20 protein-coding genes are annotated in these 20,704 nt (G+C 42.0%); 10 read left to right on the top strand and 10 right to left on the bottom strand.

The window, feature by feature from the left end; genetic code table 11:
• Positions 1-18: 18 nt before the first annotated feature.
• The 4 genes from AC5JL8_RS26300 to AC5JL8_RS26315 all read right to left on the bottom strand — a co-directional run bounded on the left by AC5JL8_RS26300 (position 19) and on the right by AC5JL8_RS26315 (position 6,055).
• Positions 19-1,341: a CO2 hydration protein gene (locus AC5JL8_RS26300; RefSeq protein WP_495882626.1), complete on the bottom strand. Its 1,323-nt coding sequence runs from the start codon at positions 1,339-1,341 to the stop codon at positions 19-21.
• A gap of 449 nt (positions 1,342-1,790) precedes the next feature.
• Complete coding sequence (locus AC5JL8_RS26305; RefSeq protein WP_495882627.1) at positions 1,791-3,293, bottom strand: NADH-quinone oxidoreductase subunit M; 1,503 nt, start codon at positions 3,291-3,293, stop codon at positions 1,791-1,793.
• Positions 3,294-3,366: 73 nt separating this feature from the next.
• On the bottom strand, positions 3,367-4,065 hold the full coding sequence (locus AC5JL8_RS26310) for a carbonic anhydrase (RefSeq protein WP_495882628.1): 699 nt from the start codon (positions 4,063-4,065) through the stop codon (positions 3,367-3,369).
• A gap of 127 nt (positions 4,066-4,192) precedes the next feature.
• Positions 4,193-6,055 (bottom strand): NAD(P)H-quinone oxidoreductase subunit F, encoded by a 1,863-nt coding sequence (locus tag AC5JL8_RS26315; protein WP_495882629.1) that lies wholly within the window; start codon positions 6,053-6,055, stop codon positions 4,193-4,195.
• 1,352 nt (positions 6,056-7,407) lie between these two features.
• On the opposite strand from AC5JL8_RS26315, the gene bicA reads away from it, so the two are divergent.
• The 9 genes from bicA to AC5JL8_RS26360 all read left to right on the top strand — a co-directional run bounded on the left by bicA (position 7,408) and on the right by AC5JL8_RS26360 (position 14,851).
• A complete protein-coding gene (bicA, locus tag AC5JL8_RS26320; protein WP_495882630.1) occupies positions 7,408-9,093 on the top strand; it encodes a bicarbonate transporter BicA in 1,686 nt (561 codons plus the stop codon).
• 85 nt (positions 9,094-9,178) lie between these two features.
• Positions 9,179-10,594 (top strand): cation:proton antiporter, encoded by a 1,416-nt coding sequence (locus AC5JL8_RS26325; protein ID WP_495882631.1) that lies wholly within the window; start codon positions 9,179-9,181, stop codon positions 10,592-10,594.
• Positions 10,595-10,628: 34 nt separating this feature from the next.
• Positions 10,629-10,964, top strand: a complete 336-nt coding sequence (locus AC5JL8_RS26330) for a cation:proton antiporter subunit C (protein WP_495882632.1) — start codon at positions 10,629-10,631, stop codon at positions 10,962-10,964.
• Positions 10,961-12,397, top strand: a complete 1,437-nt coding sequence (locus AC5JL8_RS26335) for a cation:proton antiporter (RefSeq protein WP_495882633.1) — start codon at positions 10,961-10,963, stop codon at positions 12,395-12,397. Before AC5JL8_RS26330 ends, AC5JL8_RS26335 begins: the two co-directional genes overlap by 4 nt.
• Positions 12,382-12,771, top strand: coding sequence for a Na+/H+ antiporter subunit E (locus AC5JL8_RS26340; RefSeq protein WP_495882634.1), 390 nt, complete (start codon positions 12,382-12,384; stop codon positions 12,769-12,771). Before AC5JL8_RS26335 ends, AC5JL8_RS26340 begins: the two co-directional genes overlap by 16 nt.
• On the top strand, positions 12,768-13,025 hold the full coding sequence (locus tag AC5JL8_RS26345; RefSeq protein WP_495882635.1) for a hypothetical protein: 258 nt from the start codon (positions 12,768-12,770) through the stop codon (positions 13,023-13,025). The genes AC5JL8_RS26340 and AC5JL8_RS26345 overlap by 4 nt, the downstream gene beginning before the upstream one ends.
• Before the next feature lie 78 nt (positions 13,026-13,103).
• The gene (locus AC5JL8_RS26350) at positions 13,104-13,382 is read left to right on the top strand and encodes a monovalent cation/H(+) antiporter subunit G (RefSeq protein ID WP_495882636.1); all 279 of its coding nucleotides are present in this window, start codon (positions 13,104-13,106) and stop codon (positions 13,380-13,382) included.
• Positions 13,375-13,989 (top strand): DUF4040 domain-containing protein, encoded by a 615-nt coding sequence (locus tag AC5JL8_RS26355; protein WP_495882637.1) that lies wholly within the window; start codon positions 13,375-13,377, stop codon positions 13,987-13,989. The genes AC5JL8_RS26350 and AC5JL8_RS26355 overlap by 8 nt, the downstream gene beginning before the upstream one ends.
• A gap of 202 nt (positions 13,990-14,191) precedes the next feature.
• The gene (locus AC5JL8_RS26360; RefSeq protein WP_495882638.1) at positions 14,192-14,851 is read left to right on the top strand and encodes a Na(+)/H(+) antiporter subunit B; all 660 of its coding nucleotides are present in this window, start codon (positions 14,192-14,194) and stop codon (positions 14,849-14,851) included.
• Between the two features lie 50 nt (positions 14,852-14,901).
• On the opposite strand, the gene AC5JL8_RS26365 is transcribed toward AC5JL8_RS26360, so the two are convergent.
• Together AC5JL8_RS26365 and AC5JL8_RS26370 are read right to left on the bottom strand one after the other, a co-directional pair.
• Positions 14,902-15,117, bottom strand: a complete 216-nt coding sequence (locus AC5JL8_RS26365) for a hypothetical protein (protein ID WP_495882639.1) — start codon at positions 15,115-15,117, stop codon at positions 14,902-14,904.
• 39 nt (positions 15,118-15,156) lie between these two features.
• Positions 15,157-15,300 carry a hypothetical protein gene (locus tag AC5JL8_RS26370; RefSeq protein WP_495882640.1) on the bottom strand — a complete coding sequence of 48 codons (144 nt, stop codon included), beginning with the start codon at positions 15,298-15,300 and terminating at the stop codon, positions 15,157-15,159.
• A gap of 613 nt (positions 15,301-15,913) precedes the next feature.
• Here AC5JL8_RS26370 and AC5JL8_RS26375 point away from each other — a divergent pair.
• Positions 15,914-17,134, top strand: coding sequence for a flavin monoamine oxidase family protein (locus AC5JL8_RS26375; RefSeq protein ID WP_495882641.1), 1,221 nt, complete (start codon positions 15,914-15,916; stop codon positions 17,132-17,134).
• Positions 17,135-17,362: 228 nt separating this feature from the next.
• Here the strand turns inward: AC5JL8_RS26375 and AC5JL8_RS26380 are convergent, their stop codons facing one another.
• The 4 genes from AC5JL8_RS26380 to AC5JL8_RS26395 all read right to left on the bottom strand — a co-directional run bounded on the left by AC5JL8_RS26380 (position 17,363) and on the right by AC5JL8_RS26395 (position 20,115).
• Entirely contained in the window at positions 17,363-18,013 is a 651-nt protein-coding gene (locus tag AC5JL8_RS26380; RefSeq protein ID WP_495882642.1) for a Rho termination factor N-terminal domain-containing protein, read from the bottom strand.
• 38 nt (positions 18,014-18,051) lie between these two features.
• Positions 18,052-19,383, bottom strand: coding sequence for a ParA family protein (locus AC5JL8_RS26385; protein WP_495882643.1), 1,332 nt, complete (start codon positions 19,381-19,383; stop codon positions 18,052-18,054).
• A 96-nt stretch (positions 19,384-19,479) separates the two neighbouring features.
• Positions 19,480-19,863 carry a type II toxin-antitoxin system VapC family toxin gene (locus tag AC5JL8_RS26390; RefSeq protein ID WP_495882644.1) on the bottom strand — a complete coding sequence of 128 codons (384 nt, stop codon included), beginning with the start codon at positions 19,861-19,863 and terminating at the stop codon, positions 19,480-19,482.
• Complete coding sequence (locus AC5JL8_RS26395; protein WP_495882645.1) at positions 19,864-20,115, bottom strand: hypothetical protein; 252 nt, start codon at positions 20,113-20,115, stop codon at positions 19,864-19,866. It lies immediately after the preceding gene.
• Positions 20,116-20,704 lie beyond the last annotated feature (589 nt).

The raw sequence follows: 20,704 nt of genomic DNA on the forward strand, positions 1-20,704 counted from the left end.
GAGGCTTTGGAGGAACTACTACCGATAATCCTGTCGCTGAATATCTCGTAGACGAGCCGCATCACGCATACCATATTCAGGACGACAAAAACGATTTAATTGTGCTTCAAAAAATTCCCGATTCGCTTGTAGATGCTTGGGATTTTGATCATCTAAAGGATATAAAAGTGCTGTTCGTAAAGCTTGAATTACCGCAGATGTGACATTGTACATTGACCGTTGGAAACTAATTCCCAACTGAATCAACATATCATCTTCACCCCGGCAATGTTTTTTGTAATACTCAACAAGATATGGTGGCAAGAAATGCAACATATCTTGCATTAATAGTGTTGGTGGAATGCCTGCTGTACCAACAGGAAACACATCGGCATAGAGAATACCATAGTGGAAATCTTCTTGCTTATCAGGTACTTGACCCGCCTGAGCATTGTAAGATTTTGTACCACGGAAAGGAGCAGTACGATAAAACACAGCTTCAACGTAGGGTAATGCTGCTTCGTAAAGCCAGGTGAAACCTTTAGATTTGGGGATTATTTCGTAGCATTCGCCCCGAATATAAACATGGTGGTAAATGGGACGACCTGCGATCGCAAAAATTCCATTCACCAAGAAATTCATTGCATCGGGGACGCCTTTAAACCCACCTTCGTCATAGATGTCAGACATCTCAAAGAAAACTGGAGCCATAACTTCCCAAAACAAGCCCAGATTGGCGTAGTAAGACATCTGGCGGCATTGTTCCAAAAACATATCTGGAAACAGCTTGTAGAGTCCCAACATGACGGGATTGCCTTGAAAGTATGCCTTAATTGCCCTGTCTGCATTGGCTTTGTACTCTTCGCTATCCAGATAAGCATCAAATTGATTCACTGGCGCGTACATCTGGCGATGCCAAAGCATAGCCCGCATACAAGCTTCGGCAAATTCCATATTGATGCGATCGTGAAACAAGTGATGGAATAACTTTGGCATTTTGAAAGTTTCACCCTTTTCCATAAATGCCAAAAGTTCGGGGTGGGCAGTTGCTTCACCACGCCAAATTCGCAAATCGGCATCATCACCTGCATAGTGATTGTGGAGTTCTAAATACTCTTTAGGCAAGAAGTATTTAAAGAAAGGTAATGGTTGTAAAAATACCCGTTCGGCAATATAAAGCAAGTCACGCCAATAAAAATCCATCGGCACTGCGTAAGCTTTATAAATGCCGATAATTTGCATGAGGTTTTCTGGCGTATCCGGTAACATAGAACCGCCAGCTTCCAAGCGATGAATTATTTCTGCAAATTCATGTGTAGAAGGAGGTAATTTAGTTACAGGTCTATCTGGAGTTTGTACCATTTCAATTTCCTCTGTTTCTGGGGACTAGGGACTGGGGGCTGGGGATTGGGGAATAGGCATTATTGCTAAATCTACTACTCAAATCTCGGCGTTGCTAAATCAGAATATGAAATGCCAAAATTAGCTTTCTTTTTCTTTGTACCTTTGCGTCTTTGCGACGCCAGTGAGGGAGCCGGGGAACCCTTTCGGCAGTCGCTCATGGGGAGCCACTGCGTTGCGCGGGTTTCCCGCGTTGTAGCAAGTGGCGTGGAAACCCCCTGCGTACCCGTCGCTGCCTCACCAACGCACTGGCTCGCCTTTGCGTGAGAAAAATTCATATTTTCAATTAGCAACGCCCAAATCTCTTACTCTGTGCGTGAGGCAAATTCATATTTATAAAAATGAACCGCAAAGTACGCAAAGTACACAAAGAAATAAGAGTTTGAGAGGGTTTTGGCGTAAGTCCTAACTCATTCTTTAAGGGCTATCTGGGGAGTGACAGTTTTTTCCAACGCAGGTATTGTTGCAACGATTGCTGTTGTTGTCGGTTCTGTCCAACGCACTAACCAGGTAGGTTGTACACCCAAGAATATGATTAAGACCGCCAAGATGAGGGCTGGCATTTTCTCATGCCATTCAACTTGAGGATAATAAGCAAGGTTGCTGTCGAGTCTGCCGAAACAGGTGCGGTTGAGAAGGATGACAAAGTAGACCGCAGTTAAACCTGTTGCTACCACACACAATAATGTAGGGATAGGAAAAACAGAGAAGCTGCCTTGGAAGACAATAAATTCAGAAATAAATCCTGTCATACCTGGAATGCCTGCGCTAGCCATTGCGCCTAAAACAAGTAGGGCGCTGATGAGGGGTAAACCACGTATAGGACTCATCAAGCCATTGAGCTTATCTAATTCGCGGCTTCCTACCTTGGCTTCTACGACTCCCACTAAATGGAAGAGGATGGCGAGGATAATACCGTGACTAACCATTTGTGCAACTGCACCGACGAGTGCTAAGGGGGTGCTGGCGGCAGCAGCAAGTAGAATGTAACCCATGTGCCCAATAGAACTGTATGCCACCATGCGCTTGATGTCTTTTTGAGCGATCGCTACTACAGCTCCATAAATAGCACTTACTGCTCCCCAAATTGCCAAAGATGGGGCGATAATACTCCAAGCTTGGGGAAACAGTGCCATCCCAAACCGCAAAATGCCGTAGGTTCCTAGCTTTGCTAATACGCCACCGAGAAGAATAGCGATCGGGGCGGAAGCTTCAACGTAAGCATCTGGCAACCAAGTGTGCAAGGGAACCAAAGGAATTTTAATCCCAAAACCTAGTATTATTCCCAGTAACAAAGTAATTTGCAGTGCCGTTGATAGGGCTTGGGTGGAAACTGCATCATAATTAAAGCTGGAGGAGCCAGTTAGCCAGACTACACCTAAGAAACTTGCCAGAATCAATGCCCCAGAAACAGCAGTATATATGAGAAATTTGATCCCAGCGTAGCCTCGTTTTTGACCGCCCCAAATAGAAATCAGCAGATAAAAGGGTATTAATTCTAGTTCATAAAACAGGAAAAATAGTAGTAAATTCTCTGCCAAAAATGCACCTGCAACTCCACCGCTCACGAATAGAATTAGAGAATAGAAAAGCCGGGGACGTTCAGTTTGCTGGCTGCTACTGTAAATAGCAATCCAGGTGAGCAAACTATTTAAAATCAGCATCAAGATGGAAATTCCATCAACTCCAAGTTTATAACTCAAACCAAGAGTTTCGTTCCAAGGTAGATATTCTTGTAATTGCATCCCTGGATTGTTGATGTCAAATTTTAGGAGGATAAACAGATTCCAGAAAAGAATTATTCCAGAAAGAGTTAATGCTCCTAAACGAATCCGATTGGCAGGGATATTTAGGGGCAAGACTGCTATAAAAGCCGCAGTAATAATTGGGAGCCAAATCAAAACACTGAGCATGGTGAATTTAAGTTTGATTTGATTAATCGAGAATTTTTACGTCTGTAGCACTCTATTTTGAATTCATCAAATGTTAACTAACCATAGTCACACGACCAGTATCTAAATCATAATAACCACCAACAAGGATTAGTTTTTTATCAGCAATCAATTGTGAGAGAAGTGGAGATGTTTTCAACTTTTCTATTTGTGATAAAATATTTGCTTTACAAGCATTTTCTAACTTGTCTCCAGGCTGATTTTTGACTGATTCTATGCCAGGTTTAATAGCAGCTAGTAAAGTAGCAATTTGACCTGGAACTTGAGCGCCTTTGACTGTGGCTTCTACCGCGCCACATCTTTTATGCCCCAGCACCATAATTACTTTTGAACCTAATACTAAACTGCCAAATTCTAAACTGCCGGTTTCTTCTGGCGTGGCGATATTACCAGCCACACGGCATACAAATAAATCCCCAAAACCTTGATCAAAGATAATCTCTGAAGGAACCCGTGAATCTGCACAACCGAGAATAGAAGCAAATGGTTTTTGACCTTTAGCAATTTCTACTAAACGTGTAAAAGTTTGATTAGGGCTTTTCCGTCTCCTTTTGACAAATCGATTATTACCCTCCATTAGTTCTTGCAGTGCTTGCTCAGGAGAAATATCATCTTTGGCAACTGCTTTTCGCGGAAAAGCTAACTCAGAGCCTACTCCTGCTGTTACTATGCCCGTACCTACTGCTCCTGCACCTAATTTCAGTAAGTTTCTTCTTGAAAAAATTCTTTTCATTTTATTTTCCTCAGACTCTAAAGTTGGCAAACAAATTACTAAATTTCTAATTGCACTCTGACTAAAACAAACTTTGCGCTTCTTTGCGTTTCAACTTCAAAACTCAATTTACCACGATGCCTTTTACTTAAAACATCATGTCTAATAACTGACTTCCCCAATGTGGCCAAGTAACGAACATTCCCAAAACACCGACTCCTAGTAGGACTGTGAAAGCATAAAACTGAGTTTGTCCAGAGGTGCTGTACTTAAGACTTTGACCACTACCAATCGAAGCCAAACCAACGAAGTTAACAATGCCATCGACTACAAAACGGTCAACAATATCGGCGAATTTAGAAATCAGGTCAACACCCAAAACTATGCTTATCCGATAAAGTTTTGGTGTGTAAAAATCGTAGGCAATCAAATCTTGCAAAGGTTGCCAAGGGAGGCGAATAGGTTTGGGAACGATATTGCTCAGATAAATGACGCTGCTAATGCTACAACCAAAAACAGTTGACCAAATTAGTAGTAAGGCGACATCTTTATTGAGACTTGCCCAACTCGGCAGAAGTGATAAGCTTTGCAACACCAAAGGCATATGTAGAACAAAACCCAGCAAAATAATCATGGGTAGAGCCATAGGCCAATGAACTTCTGGCGATCGCTCACTCATTTGCTTAGGTTTACCACCAAAAATTAGACAGAATTCCCTTGTTAAACTGAAAGCTGTTAAAGTATTGACCGCTATTACCACTCCTACCAGCCAAGGTTTAATTTCCCAGAGCCCCGAAGCTAATCTCAACAATGCCCAAAAGCTTCCCAAGGGAGGAAAACCAATTAATCCCAAAGTCCCGACAATATAAGCTAACCCCGACATTGGACGGCGCGACCACAATCCGCCTAACTGACTGACGTTTTGGGTGATGCTGTTCCAAATAATTCCACCAGTACTCATTGCCAACAATGCTGCGGCGAGGGCGTGGGTAAGTACTAACATCAGTGCGGCTTCGTCTTGTTGCGTGCCTACTGCAATGAACACCAAACCCATATAGGCACTGACTGAATAGGATAAGCAGCGTTTGATATCAATTTGGGCGATCGCAATTATGGAAGCGCCAAGCGCCGTTACCGCACCAATAGCTACCATTGCTGAAGAAACTATAGGCGATAAACTGAAAACAGGCTGCAATTTAATTAGTACCCAAGCACCGGTGGCAACTACTACTGAGTTCCGTAAAATTGTACTGGGAACAGGCCCTTCCATCGCCTCATCCAACCACAGATGCAAAGGAAATTGAGCGCACTTACCCATCGGCCCGGCAACAAGTGCCAAACCAACCAGTGCCAAAAGCGTTGGGTTCACATTGGCAGTAGCCGCCCAATTAGCTAATTCAGTATAATTCCAAGTTCCAGCTAGGGGCCAAATTGCTAGCACTCCCATCAGCAGGAATAAATCTCCCACCCGCTTAGTTAAAAAAGCATCTCTAGCACCCGTGACAACCATTGGCTGACTAAACCACAACCCAACTAATAGGTAGGTTCCCAAAGTCAGAATTTCCAGAATTACATAGCTGAAGAATAAGTTGTTGCAAAGGGCCAGGGCGCAAAGTCCCGCTTCAAATAAGCCTAATAAAGAATAAAAGCGTCCCCAACCCCAATCCATTTCCATGTAGCCAATGGCGAAAATCTGTGCCAGCAAATTCAAGCCAGCAATAACTACCATTGCACCTACACTCACCGAGGAAATTTCTAAATCAATAGAGAGGTTTAAACCAGCAGTACTCAACCAAGGTATAGATACTTCATAGGGCAGTTGATTCCAGGCGGCTGGAAATGCCAAAGCAGCATGGACAAACGCCAAAAATGTCATGATTAAATTGACATAGCCCGCAGGTCTTGGCCCGGTGCGTCGAATAATTCCCGGCGACCAAGGTACGGCTAAAAGCCCACCAATCAAAGCGTAGCAAGGTACTAGCCAAACGGTTTCCAGCAGAAATTGAGCCATTAACTAACTCACCTCAAAAAATTTGCAGCAACACAAAGCACAGTTGTAAAAATACAACCGTACCTCTTAGGTAATGCAAGTATAGAAACTAAGACAAATTAATGTTTGCTTAATCTTGTTAAAATCTAGATTAGCTTTATATGCATCAAAAGGAAATAAGTTTAATTAGATAATTAAACGATATCTACTCTAATAAATTCTTATATATGATTTTTAAATGGCAAGCATAACTTTAAGTCTATGATGATTTGAGATAACTAATAGTGTTCAAATGGTATCCAACGGATAGAAACGTGATTAATTAGTGGAACTAGACAACTTCGGTCAAGCCCAGGCGCAAGTTGTAGCTTCAATGCTAAACTGAATTGCCTCAAGCAAAAAGAGCTAATTCTTATTTAGAGCGGCTTTCAAGGTTTTTTTAATCGCTCTGACTCGGTACAATGCAAATATGAGGGGTTGACCCCCAGTTTTTTAATTTACCATAGATGTGCCTGTGAATGCAGACTATACATGGGTAAGGAATTTTGAGTTATTCATCCATAACGGCAATCACTCTTTATATTAAGTATTGTAGCGAATTGAATGCTAAAAAATAGGAGTGAGCTTTGGATTATAAGCCGCTCCCAGAGAATGGAAAAATGTCACTGTATTCATTGACACTCTCACTCCTTGCATTTTTAAGTATAGCAGCGGAAGCTGTATAAATACTCAAAAACTGGGAGCGACGTTTGGAATAAAGCCGCTCTCGAAAAGTATGACGTGAGCCGTAGTCAAAGAAGAAATAAGCTAGACACCACCTGTTGCCTACCTTGGCTAGATTTGGAAAATTTGTGAAATCTAAGAATATTATTATTTAATTGCTTCGATGCTGTACAGGAGATTTTATCCTGCTTACCTACCCTGAACAGTTACTACAAGTCTTGAAATAAAAATTCATATAATTTGAACTTATTTTATAAATTATTGCAATGAAAGTTACTCAACAGCTATAACCTTTTATCTATGAAACCAATTTAATATTTATTTAATATTAAGGCTTGTAAACGCACAATATTGACGTATAACGCTGTAAGCTATTGTTAACCGTATTCTAGTTAGCGTTTAAGAAAAACTTGCAATTTGTGTAAGTTTTTCTAATCAAATTTTTGAACTGTCTTTAGCCTAAGCCTTCTCTATTGGAGATTCGTATTCAGGGACTCGCCATGTAGAAAGGTACTATATTCTGCTGCTGTGCAAAGTATTAAAGTTTTCTTTGCCTAATTTTTCATGTGCATAAAACATAAAACTTACTTAAAGTAGTTGGCAATTTTTACAAACCAAAATTTTGCTGTTTTTGTAACCACACTCCCAGTATGTCATTGACTAATACTATCCATTTTAGAAACTTACGAGGCGATTTATTCGGTGGTTTAACTGCTGCGATCGTTTCGTTACCTCTAGCGCTGGCATTCGGTGTCGCCTCCGGTGCTGGGCCTGTAGCTGGCCTTTATGGTGCAGTTTGCGTCGGCTTTTTTGCAGCCTTATTTGGTGGTACACCAACTCTAATTTCTGAGCCAACCGGGCCAATGACCGTAGTCATGACTGCAATTGTCAGTTCCATGACCGCAGCTAACCCCGAAAATGGCTTGGCAATGGCATTTACCGTAGTCATGCTAGCGGGAGTATTCCAAATTTTCTTTGGGATATTTAAGTTGGGTAAATATATTACCCTCATGCCCTACAGTGTGATTTCTGGCTTTATGTCTGGGATTGGGGTAATTCTGATTATTTTGCAGATTGCGCCTTTTGTCGGGCAGCCTAATCCCAAAGGTGGCGTACTGGGGATGGTGCAAAACCTGCCTCAGTTATTAACTAAGGTTAACCCTGCTGAAACAGCTTTGGGTGTGCTGACGCTGGCAATTATTTTCTTGATGCCATCCAAGCTTAAGCGTTTTGCGCCTCCTCAATTAGTTGCCTTGATTATCGGAACTATAGTTTCGTTGACTATCTTTGGTGGTGCAGATATCAGACGCATTGGCGAAATTCCCGTCGGGTTGCCAACATTGCAATTTCCTACATTTACTCCTGCCCAAATTACAGTCATGATTGTGGATGGTGCAATGTTAGGGATGTTGGGTTGTATTGATACTCTACTCACAGCAGTAATTGCAGACAGCTTGACTCGTACCGAACACAAATCTAACAAAGAATTGATTGGTCAAGGTATTGGTAACTTAGTTTCTGGTTTGTGTGGTGGGCTACCTGGTGCGGGTGCGACGATGGGAACTGTAGTTAACATCCAAACAGGTGCTAGTACAGCTTTATCTGGTTTAACTCGTGCGCTAATTTTATTAGTTGTAGTTTTGTGGGCGGCTGGTTTAACTCAACCTATCCCGATGGCAGTATTGGCTGGTATTGCCTTAAAGGTGGGGATCGACATCCTTGACTGGAGCTTCTTGAAACGCGCTCATAAGGTGTCCCTGAAAGGCACAATCATCATGTACGGTGTGTTGTTCTTGACCGTATTTGTTGACTTGATTGTCGCTGTCGGCGTGGGAGTTTTCATTGCCAATATCTTAACTATCGATCGCTTGTCTGAATTACAAGCTCAGGAAGTGAAGACAATTACCGATGCTGATGATGCAATTGTCTTGAACGACGAAGAGAAAAGATTGATAGACCAAGCTAATGGACGTGTCTTGTTATTCTACCTGAGCGGGCCGATGATTTTTGGAGTATCAAAGGCGATCGCTCGTGAACATTCAGCAATGGCTGACTCTGATGTGTTGATTATGGATTTGAGTGATGTCCCAATGTTGGGTGTCACTGCTTCTTTAGCAATTGAAAACGCCATCAAAGATGCTAGTGAACAAGGTCGTCATGTGTTGATTGTTGGTGCAACTGGCAAAGTCAAACGGCGCTTAGAAAAGTTTGGCATTTTGAGGTTTGTACCACAGCATCAGATGTTTGTAGATCGTGTAGAGGCACTTAAACAAGCTGTTGCTTTAGTTAATCCTCATGCAAGTTCTGCTAATACTCCTGGAATTAATACCTATTAGTAATTCGTAATTGAATTATTAATTACGAATTACGAATTATAAGTTACGAATTATTTTGGAATGAATCAGCAACACAAACAAACACATGATTTTTTCAGAACCAATAGTTAATTCATTTACCTGGTTAAATTTTCTCGCTGTAGGTTTACAGCCTTCTTTATTAGCAACAACCAACGAGGCGGAATATGCTCCTATTGTTCTGACTGGCGTACTACTAAGTTTAGTAGTCATTTATCTAGCTAGTAAAATTGGTGGTGAATTATCTAGAATAATCGACTTACCTCCCGTCTTAGGAGAATTAGTTGGTGGCGTGGTTGTGGGTGCTTCTGCTCTCCATTTAGTAGTATTTCCCGACAGCGGGGCAGCTGCTACCGACTCCATCATCATGACTATTCTGCAATTTATTAACAACCTCACTCCTGATGCAGTCACATCAATCTTCCAAACTCAGAGCGAAGTTGTTTCTGTGCTTGCCGAACTAGGTGTAATCATTCTGTTATTTGAAATTGGCCTAGAATCAGACTTAAAAGAATTACAGAAAGTCGGTTATCAAGCGACAATTGTTGCTTGTGTTGGTGTAGCTGTTCCTTTTGCGGCTGGCACAGCGGGGCTAATTTTGTTATTTCATGCACCAGTAATTCCGGCAATTTTTGCAGGTGCAGCGCTGACAGCTACTAGTATTGGTATTACCTCGAAAGTTTTGTCAGAAATTGGGCAGTTAAAATCACGTGAAGGCCAAATTATTGTAGGTGCAGCTGTCATTGATGACATTTTAGGTATCATCGTGTTGGCAGTAGTTGCGAGTCTTGCAAAAACTGGTGAAGTTGATATTTTCAACGTGATTTATCTAATTGTCAGCGCTACTGTATTTCTTATTGGTTCAATTCTGCTGGGTAAGTATTTCAATCAGAGTTTTGTCGCCATTGCTAATATATTGCAAACACGAGGAAACTTAATTATCCCAGCATTTATTTTTGCCTTTTTCATGGCTTTTTTGGGTAATGCCATTCATTTAGAAGCGATATTAGGCGCATTTGCAGCTGGCTTAGTTTTAGATGAAACGGATAAACGCAAAGAGCTAGATGAGCAGGTTAAACCCATTGCTGATATCTTAGTACCAGTTTTCTTTGTGACAGTTGGTGCGAAAGTTGATTTAGGTGTTCTTAATCCTTTAGTTCCCGGAAATCGAGAAGGATTAATTATTTCTACCTTCTTAATTGTGGTAGCAATTATCGGTAAAATTGTGACAGGTTGGTCTATTTTTGGTCAAGCTGGAATTAACCGATTAGCGGTTGGTGTGGGGATGATTCCCCGTGGCGAAGTTGGGTTAGTCTTTGCAGGAATTGGTGCAGCTAGTGGTACCCTTGATAAACCATTGCAAGCTGCGATCGTTATTATGGTGATTTTGACAACTTTCTTAGCACCGCCTTTATTGCGGTTTGCATTTAAACAATCCCCAGAAGAAAAAGAATCTTTAAAGGAAGCCAATTTAATAGGCTAGCTACTTTTATACCACTACCCAACAGACAATTCCCGTGTTAGAAGCGTGCATATTCGCAACAATATTGTGTGGATTCTTCGGCATCATCCTTAAAAAGAACCTTGTTATGAAAATCATCTCTATGGATGTCATGAGTACGGGGGTTATCGCCTATTACGTGCTGATTGCATCACGAGATGGCTTGTTCACACCAATTGTTTCTAACGTCGAAAATCGCGCTTACTCCGATCCCGTCCCCCAGGCGGTCATATTGACGGCGATTGTGATCGGATTTTCGATTCAGGCCTTAATGCTGGTCGGTGTCATGAAGCTGGCACGGGATAATCCGACCTTGGAAAGCGACGAAATCGAGAAGAACAACACACCATGAGTACCATTACGATCGCCTGGATAGCACTACCGTTTTTTTTAGGGTTCGTCATTTATCTCATTCCGAAACTTGACCGCTACCTCGCACTGGGGGTGGCTTTTACTTCAGTAGTATATGCGTTACAGGTATTTGCTGAACCATCACTGACACTACAATTACTGGATAATTTCGGCGTTATCTTAACAGTTGATCGATTAAGCGGCTACTTTATCTTAACCAACGCGCTGGTCACAGCCGCAGTCATACTCTATTGTTGGCAAAGCGATAAGACAGCTTTTTTTTACGCACAGCTGATCATTTTGCATGGTAGCGTAAATGCTGCGTTTGCCTGTGCAGACTTGATCAGTTTATACGTCGCATTGGAGGTGATCAGTATTGCCGCGTTTCTTTTGATTGCCTATCCCCGGACTGACAGATCAATTTGGGTAGCTTTGCGCTATCTGTTTGTCAGCAACGTGGCGATGCTGTTTTATCTGGTGGGTGCGGTGTTGGTCTATCAGGCGCATCATTCCTTCAGCTTTGCCGGGTTGCGCGTAGCACCACCGGAGGCACTTGCCCTCATCTTTCTGGGACTCTTGACAAAAGGAGGAATTTTTGTATCGGGATTATGGTTGCCATTGACCCACTCCGAATCGGAAACGCCAGTGTCGGCCATGCTGTCGGGAGTTGTAGTCAAAGCTGGTGTCTATCCATTAGTGCGGTGTGCGCTAATGGTGGCAGAGGTTGACCCGATAGTAAGAACCTTCGGAGTTGGCACTGCGCTTCTGGGCGTGTTCTATGCAGTCTTTGAAAAAGATACCAAGCGGATGCTGGCGTTTCACACGGTTTCGCAGTTAGGCTTTATCCTCGCCGCCCCGGTCGTGGGTGGCTTTTATGCGCTGACGCACGGTCTGGTTAAATCGGCGCTCTTTTTAATAGCAGGTGTCTTACCGAGTCGAAACCTTAAGGAACTGCAACATCAACCGATCGCTACCCCAATCTGGATTGCCCTGGTCATGGCCAGCTTCTCGATTTCGGGCTTTCCCTTGTTGTCCGGTTTTGGGGCGAAGGTGTTGACGACAAAGAATTTGCTGCCTTGGCAAGCGATCGCTATGAATATTGCAGCCCTTGGTACAGCAATATCGTTTGCCAAATTCATATTTCTGCCGCGTGGGGGAAAAGCGGATGTAAAACCTGGTTTCTGGGCAGCCGTCATCTTGTTGATCGGTGGGCTGATTCTAGCTAATGTTGTGTATTACGAGGCTTATACCGTCGATAATATCATCAAACCTCTGGCAACCATCGCCATTGGTTGGCTGGCTTACTTTCTGATTTTTAAACACTTAGTAGTCAGGCTACCGCGTGTCTTTGAGCAATTTGAGCATCTAATCGGTGTGATGAGTCTGATTTTAATCCTGCTGTTCTGGAAGGGATTTGCATGGTTGGGCATCTGAATCTGATATTGCGACTAGCCATCTGGTTTCTGCTCACCGCCGATGTCAGTTTGGCAAATATCATCATCGGCGTCAGCATCGCACTTTTATTGCCGGGCCGTCAGAAAGTCCCGGAAGCATTAAAAGATTGGCTGCGTGTGTTGGGTGAGGTCATCGTGGCGATTCCCCAGGCGTATATGGAGGCATTTGAAATCATCTTCCGTCCGCATAATCACGAAGATGTAATCATGGAACGAGTCAAACCCCAACGGACGCCTGGGCTGATATTCCTAGATATATTTCTGATCACCTTTACGCCAAAAACTATTGTCTTGAAATACCACAAACATGGCTGGTACGAAGTACACCGCATTAGACGGAGGAAAAAGGTATGAACGTGGTACTGATTGCAATGATTTTGGCCTTGCTTATACCTATCTACGAGGCTTGGCAGGATGATGATATTTGGCAAAAAATGTTGGCGTTTGCCAGTATCGCAACCAAGACATCAATTATGATCCTGATCGTATCCGTCTTGCGCGATGATTGGATGATCGGTGTTGTCGGGGTGATCATCCTGAGTGTGGGTAATGCCGGATTAATGTTGTTGGCACATCTACTGAAACGTATGAATGATATAAATGCCTAAACAAAATTAATTACACATACACATATTGTTTTCCTGTTCCCTGTCTTTACGAATGAATTTAATTTTGCCCAACTACTTATGATAGACCTGTTTAGTTATATCTGCATAAGCGTAGGAATCGGCTTCTGGTTTTGGGGAACATTGCCCCTGGTCGGCGATCGCTCAGTATTATTCAAGCTGCATAGTCTTTCGGTTGCAGATACGCTTGGCTCGATGAGTATCATTGTCGGGCTGCTCCTGAAGATACCTAGTGAATGGCCACTGCTCATCCTTGGCATTATCTCCTTGGCAATCTGGAATACAGTGCTGGGGTATGTGTTGGCATACTGTTCTAGCAGCGAGGGTGACCATGAATGATAGCTATGTTTATATCATCACTGCCCTGTTGCCGTTATCCGCGTTCATGCTGGTACTTCAGTCCAATCCATACCATGCCCTAGTCATCCAAGGAATACTGGGAGCGGTGGCGGCATTGGTATTTGCAGTTTTGGGGGCGGCGGATGTCGCTTTGACCCAAGCATTGATGGGTACCCTGCTGGCGATTACACTTTATGCGATCGCGGTGCGTTCATCGCTGGTCATGCGTCTTGGCGTGATCGAAGAGAGTGCGATCGAGCCAGATGAAGATTCTCTGCAAGACGGCAAAGCAGAACGCCATTTTGGACAATTGATCGATGAATTACGCACAATTTTTGACAAACACTATATGCGTCTTGAGCTAGTCCCGTACACGAATAGGCAGGCCTTGTACCGAGCGTTGATGGACAAAGAAATCCATGCGACCTGTAAGAAGCGATCGCGATCGGAACACGATGACCAAGACCATGCGCCACTCTATCACACCACGACCAGAGTTCGACGCCTCTATGACATCATGAAAGCCGAACTTTCGTCACCAGCGACAATCTTGACCTATGAAAATGCACCAAACTCAGGGGAAAACATCTATAGCAGTCCTAAGTAGGTCGGCGTAAATAATTATCGTTGGGATAAGGCAGGGGGCAGGGGGAAAAAGGATTTGATCCTTGTTTACTTTACTTCACACAGTTTGGTTTTATTGTGCCGACTTACTTAAATCATTCATGAAATTTTTTCTCCTCTCCTTCTTCGCCTCCTTTGCGGTTCGTTAAACAAAATATTTTTCACAACTCAGATAGGATTGCTATATGAAATGGGTCTATATTGCAGCGGGGATAGCACTGTACGTCAAATTCCTGATCATGCCCAATCCGGCACCGGACTTATCGTTCTCGATCGTCGAATCGGTTGTACAAGATAGTGGGGTACCTAATGCAGTTACAGGTATCATTCTCAGGAATCGCCTGTATGACACTATCTTTGAAGTGGTGGTATTTACGATCGCGGTAATGGGTGCCCATTTTCTGCTGGCGAATGAAGGGCCGTTCTGCGCGATCTATCAGTTCACCGATCAACCATCAATTGTTCTGGCACGTCTGGGAGCCACCATTACTTCTTTGGTAGGTATCGAACTAGCGATTCGGGGGCATCTCAGTCCCGGCGGTGGTTTTGCGGCTGGGGTGGCGGGCGGAACAGCGATCGGCCTGGTTGCAATTACCTCATCATCGCAGTGGATGCAAGGAATCTACCAGCGTTGGCACGCCGCTACATGGGAGAAAGTTTCGGTTCTAGTTTTCATTGTACTGGCGGTTATAACTTTGGTTGGAGTAGAGTTACCGCACGGAGAGTTGGGCGCACTTGTCAGTGGAGGGGTTATCCCCTTGCTCAATATCCTAGTCGCGGTCAAAGTCGCGTTGGGGTCGTGGGCGGTGATTTTGGTTTTTATTCGTTATCGGGGATTGTTGTGATCAGTGAGGTTTAAAGCTTTCAGTTTAGGTAATCTTTTAATCCTTGTTGATCAGCTTCTAAGTTTTGGCGGACAATTAATTGATTGAATTGGGGTGTGAGGCGATCGCGTCCAAAATTTGAAGTTTTGTGCCCAAGAAGAAGCCTTCTGGAGTATTGATGTAAGAGTTACAGATGAATAAACTAATGTGCGATCGCCAAATTCAAACGTAATATCCCATTGACTGAAGATGATTGCAACCAGAACCAGAGCTAAAATCAATGCCACATTCGCAAGCCTTGGGTTGCTCTTAACTTCTGGGTACTTTTACTTTTTAGGTGGTTCGTTCTTAGCCAGCAAATCTGCCAAATCATAAATTGTTATTTTTGGTGGTGGTTCGGGTTTTGGCTCTGGTTCTGGCACAATTTGAGGATTAGCCAGATCTATAGCTTGTTTAATTTCTTGTTCCATTTCAAACCTCAGTAGCTTGTTGGGTCAAAAGTTCATACTGATCAATCGCATCGTCAATCTCACACAGAGTACCGATAGCATCACCCCTCTAAAACATCATTCGTAGTCGATAAATACTCATAAGATTGAATCTTACGGTACTCTAGTGTGCTTTGTACGAGTTTCAACATCTAAAAAATTAAACTACAAAAAATGTTAAGTAAGGTGAATTAATAAAATTTAAGGAGAGTAATCCTCCCTTAAGGGAAATCCAAAAAATAAATTATTCCAATTTCTGGTTCAACACGACTGTTCCTTCCCCCTGCTCCCCCGCCCTCAATGCGATGGGATATTTTTTTAGTTGGAAGTTCCTAAGCAGGTGCAGTCTGGATTTCAGCTATTTAAATTTTGTTAGGGAAAAATCTGGAAAGTTAAAAACTCTGGTTGTAGCTAAATTTATAAACAGTTGTAATTCAATCCTGAGCAATGGACTTTGAAACAGCATTCAAGATATTAGATGCAGTAGTTGTTGCCCAGACAAAAAGACATCTCAAAGATGATGAGGAAACATTACTAGTCGAGAAATAAGAATACCCTAAATTGCTGTCCTTCCCCAATCAATAATTCCGCCTCTATGTTCAACCTGAATCGTCGTCAGTTTTTATTGCGGAGTACTCTCGCCATTGCCGCAACTGTCACCTACGATCAAGTACAAGCCCAAAAACCAGCTTCCCCCGGCGCTTTGCCCAAAGGATTGCCGCGTCGAAAAGTACTTATTATTGGTGCAGGTATTTCCGGTTTAGTGGCAGCGTATGAATTAACAGCAGTTGGTCATGATGTCACCATTTTAGAAGCAAGGAAACGTGTCGGTGGTAGAGTGTTAACCCTGCGAGGAGCCTTTCAAGGAGGGGATTTAGTAGAACTTGGAGCGGCTAGAATCCCACCAAATCATCATTTAACCCTTAGTTACATTAAACATTTTGGTTTAAGACTTTCACAATTTGCGCCGACATCTGGGAAATATCTCACGATGAAGGACGGAAAACGTATATTAGTCACAGCGAAAGAACTATTTCAAAATCAACCACAAATCCGTCCACAAGAGATTCAAAAACTGACGGATGGATTTGATTTACTTCCCCAAGCATTCGCCCAAGCATTGACAGACAAAATTAAACTTGATGATCCTGTTGCTCGGATTGTACAAACATCTAATGGTGTTGAAGTGTCGTGCTTGTCAGGGCAACAATATCTTGGTGATTTTGTGTTGTGTACTGTCCCATTAACCGTCTTAAATCAGATTACTTTTTCACCTGACCTATCTCCAGCAAAAAAACAGGCGGCCGCAGGAGGATATAACTATCGAGCAGCAACCCGTTGCTTTGTTAAATTTCCTAATCGGTTCTGGGAAAAAGATAACTTAAATGGGTGGGGATTTTTCGAGGATGAAGAACTGTGGCATACTACTTGGGATAAACCTGAAAAGACAGGTATTCTTCATGCCTATCTCAAAGGAAAAAAAGCTCTTGATATCGATGCTTTTGAGGGCAAAGCTCAACAGACAAAATTACTCCAGCATTGGGAGAAGATTCTGCCTGGGGTAACTAATTATTCTGTGCGATCGCACTTTTATTCATGGACAAAAGATATCTGGTCAAAAGGAGGCTGGGCCTATCCAACAGAGGAACAGGAGAAGAAACTATTTTCAGAATTAGGGAAATCAGAAGGAAAGATTTATTTTGCTGGAGACCATACTTCCAAAACGAGAGGCTGGGTTCAAGGAGCATTAGAATCTGGACTTAATGCTGCTAAAGAAATTCATTTTGCTGGCTCTACTGTTCCTTTGATGAAGTGATACCTTTGATTAATTTGTAGCAAATTATTTGCGTATCTTTGCGCTTCTTTGTGTTAAAATTCCAATTTTCAATTCGCCACGATTTTACGCAAAAGTTAAGATACTCCTCTTTAATACCAAGTTGCCAAAGTTAGTCTTGTTTTAAAATATTAATTTGTTGCATTCCTCTGGGCGGAATTAAATGCGATCGCACTGTTAATACTGGGCGATCGCTCTGTTGTCTTCTCTTTATTTTAAAGGCTTACTCAATGCATCAACAAGATCGTCTTTTTTCATCTTATTGATGCCAGTAATGCCTCGTTTCTTCGCCATTACTTTTAGATCAGCCGTTGACATTGTTTTGAGAATCTTAGTATCGGTAATCGTAGGCGGCATTGGTTGAGGAGTCAGATAAAAAACTTGATTTAAAGCATCAAGTTTTTTACCTTTGGTAATTCCACATTTCAGATTAATGATTGGCTCTAATGTCTTCCAATATTGACGAGGAGCTTCATCAATCCGGTTTGTAGCTATAGCAGGTTTAACTGCTTTGAGAGCGCTGTCTGGTTGTTTGACTAAATACTCTAATGCTGCTTTAATTTCATCCCTAGATGCTTTAGAAAGATTGATTTTTGGAATTTCTTCCCCTGCAAGTATTTTTGTTACTTCAACTGTCTCATCACTACCATCAGTAATAATGCACCAAACGCGATCTAAGCCAGCCTCTTCTGCAATCGCATAAATGAAAGAGTTAGCAATTACTTGATACTTATCTTCGCCAGTTTCTTTTACAATAACTGGAATCCAATTGCGGCCTCCTTTTTGGTTAAGTAAATGGGCTGATGCTTTGATTAAAAATTCAGGCGCATCAGTTCCTTCACCAGGGTCAATTTCATCCAAATATAAATGCATTAAATTTCCAATATCGCTGAGACTATTCATTGTAAAAAATACTCCTTAGCTAGATTTTTGTAATATTCATGAGCAGATCGATCTCTATAAACCGCAGGAATACGCAAAAAAGCTGAATCAGCTATATTAGCGTAGCTTGGAACCTCATGAATACGAAGATCTCTGCTGGCATTGGTATACTTGGGATAGAAGTAAGGAAGTAAATTAAATCCCTCTTTTTTAGCAGTTTTAAGAATGTTATTAATTTCTTGTTGAGCAACTGCCAGTTTAGGTGGCGTAATCTTTTCGCCATTGAAGAATATTGGCAAGGGAATAGGGCTACCATCAACTTTTTTAGATTGTACTTCAGGAATGAATTTCTTCATCGCCATTGCAGCATTTTCTAAAGAAAAAAGATTGTTATGCTTTGTGGGAATAAGAACAACATCAGCTGCATAAACAGCCAGTTGACTAAATACTCGCCAGTTAGGTGGCGAATCTATCAGTATATAATCATATTCTTGTCTTGAAAATTCTAGCTTGCGATGAAGAGTGTTACTTCTCAGATGATTAAGTAAGATATGTTCAGGCACAGATGTCAGTTCTTGATCGGCGGGAATAACATCAAATCTCAGTTCGGCACTAAGCTTTTTTAGAGGAAATTTATAAGGGTGTAGAGTAGTTTGAAGTTCTACATTTCTTTCTGTTAGAGCCTCAAACACACTGCCTTTACTTAATGGAAGGCCTAAAGAACTGGTTAAATCTTGTTGGTTAGGATCAAAATCAATTGCTAAAACTTTTTTACCTAAAAAAGTTAAGATAGCTGCTAAATTGACAGTAGTTGTCGTTTTTCCAACTCCACCCTTGTTGTTATAAACCGCAATGGTTAGAGCTTTAACAGGATTTTCAATTTTTTGCCTAATGGAAGCAACTACATTATCAATATTATCTGCATCAATTGCAAGACATTGTGTTGCCGGATGAATTACTTTCCCATGCTTACGAAACAGTTGGATATGGCAGGAGTTAGTAATTATTCCCCACTGCACTGTTTTGCAATTAGGCGCGAGTAGATAACGCTTCAGTTGGTTAACTGTTGTTTGATACTGTGCGGTATCTTCAGATAGGTTAACATCCCTTCCTTTTAACTCCAATAGAAGGTATGGATTAGATTTGGTGTATAGAAAAACATCATCTTCGGTAGTTTTTCTGGCTGCTTTATCAACAGCACCGTCACCAGTGTTATATTGTGGATAAATTTCTTCAGATTGAAACCCTAACGCCCTCAACAAGTGAGGAGCAAAATTGCCGCTTATAATAGCTTCTGGTGCGTTTTCGGGAAGGCTTTGCAGGGCCGCTCGAAGACTGAGAATTGTCATGCTCATAGTATGGGTTGACTTCCAGCAATGTCTTAGCCTATTGTTCCCATCTGAGGACAATTATTTATTCAATAAACTGATTATAAAAAACAATTGCTAAACTACTTCGGGTTCATCATTCTCAAAAGGATTTAGCAACTCAAGTTGAGCAATCCAACGAAAATCATCTATATTTCTCGTTATCAAGATTAATCCGTGAACCAACGCAGTCCCGGCAATAATCGCATCTCCTAAAGTCATTCGCCTTTGTTGTCGCAGGATTACCGCTTGGTTTAACACATCTTGAGATATCGGTAAAACCTGAGCAACTTGAAAAAATTCCTCGAAATACTGGCGTTGTTGTTCTGTAAGCAGATGATAGCCTAACACCTCAAGGTAGCTGAGTGCTGATACCGCAGGTGTATACTCAGCAATTAAATCTCTCAGTTGGGGGTACTCTGGTTGAGCAGAGTAGATGATGATATTGCTATCGAGAAGCATTTATCGCCCTGGAAGTGAACGGTCTTGACGGGTTTCCCTTTGCCACACAACTGGATCAATATTGGGAGCTTCACTTGTAGCGAGGTTGTTCAATATCTCAGCCATTCTCCGCCCTCGTGACTTTGTTTCTAGGGCTGTTTCGTTATCAGGAAATGTCACGTGGACTTGAATTTGCTGCTCTCCAAATTTAGGTACTTCATCAATCCACTCTAAACGGCTTCCTTTCAACCAAGCCTTATATGTTTTTGGCATTGTTGAATTAAATTTGATAATTGCTCTAAACTGACCTCATGATAACTTGAAAGCTAAACTACTTGATGTCTATTTGCTCAAACTCTAACGCGATCGCTACAATTTTGCCTTGATACACTCAAGTTAAGCCACTGCAAAACCTGTATGTTGCCGTACTTGAGAGGATGTTTTAAAAGTCCTTGGTGATGTATAAATCCTTTGAGATCCCCCTAAATCCCCCTTTCCAAGGGGGACTTGAAGAAGGTTCCCCCCTTTTTAAGGGGGGTTAGGGGGGATCGATAAGTGCCTAAAATCACAGCAAACCACTTTTAAAACAACCTCTGAGGATGACGAAAACCAAGAACTATATCTTCTTAGTTAAGTATTTAATAAATTAACCATGACTTATGAATTCTCTGCAACAATAATTGCAGAGAATTCATAGTTAAGACTGGTCTGCAAGGTAAAAATTTTCAAAACTTACACGCGGGTTACGGAAAATCGAACCACAGAGGCGCAGAGCAATGAGAGTTTGAGAGGTTTTTTGCGTAAGTCCTAACGGGACTTAAACAAAACAAAAAAGTAAAAAAGGCTATAATGCTTAAATAGC

The organism is Mojavia sp., assembly GCF_059505145.1.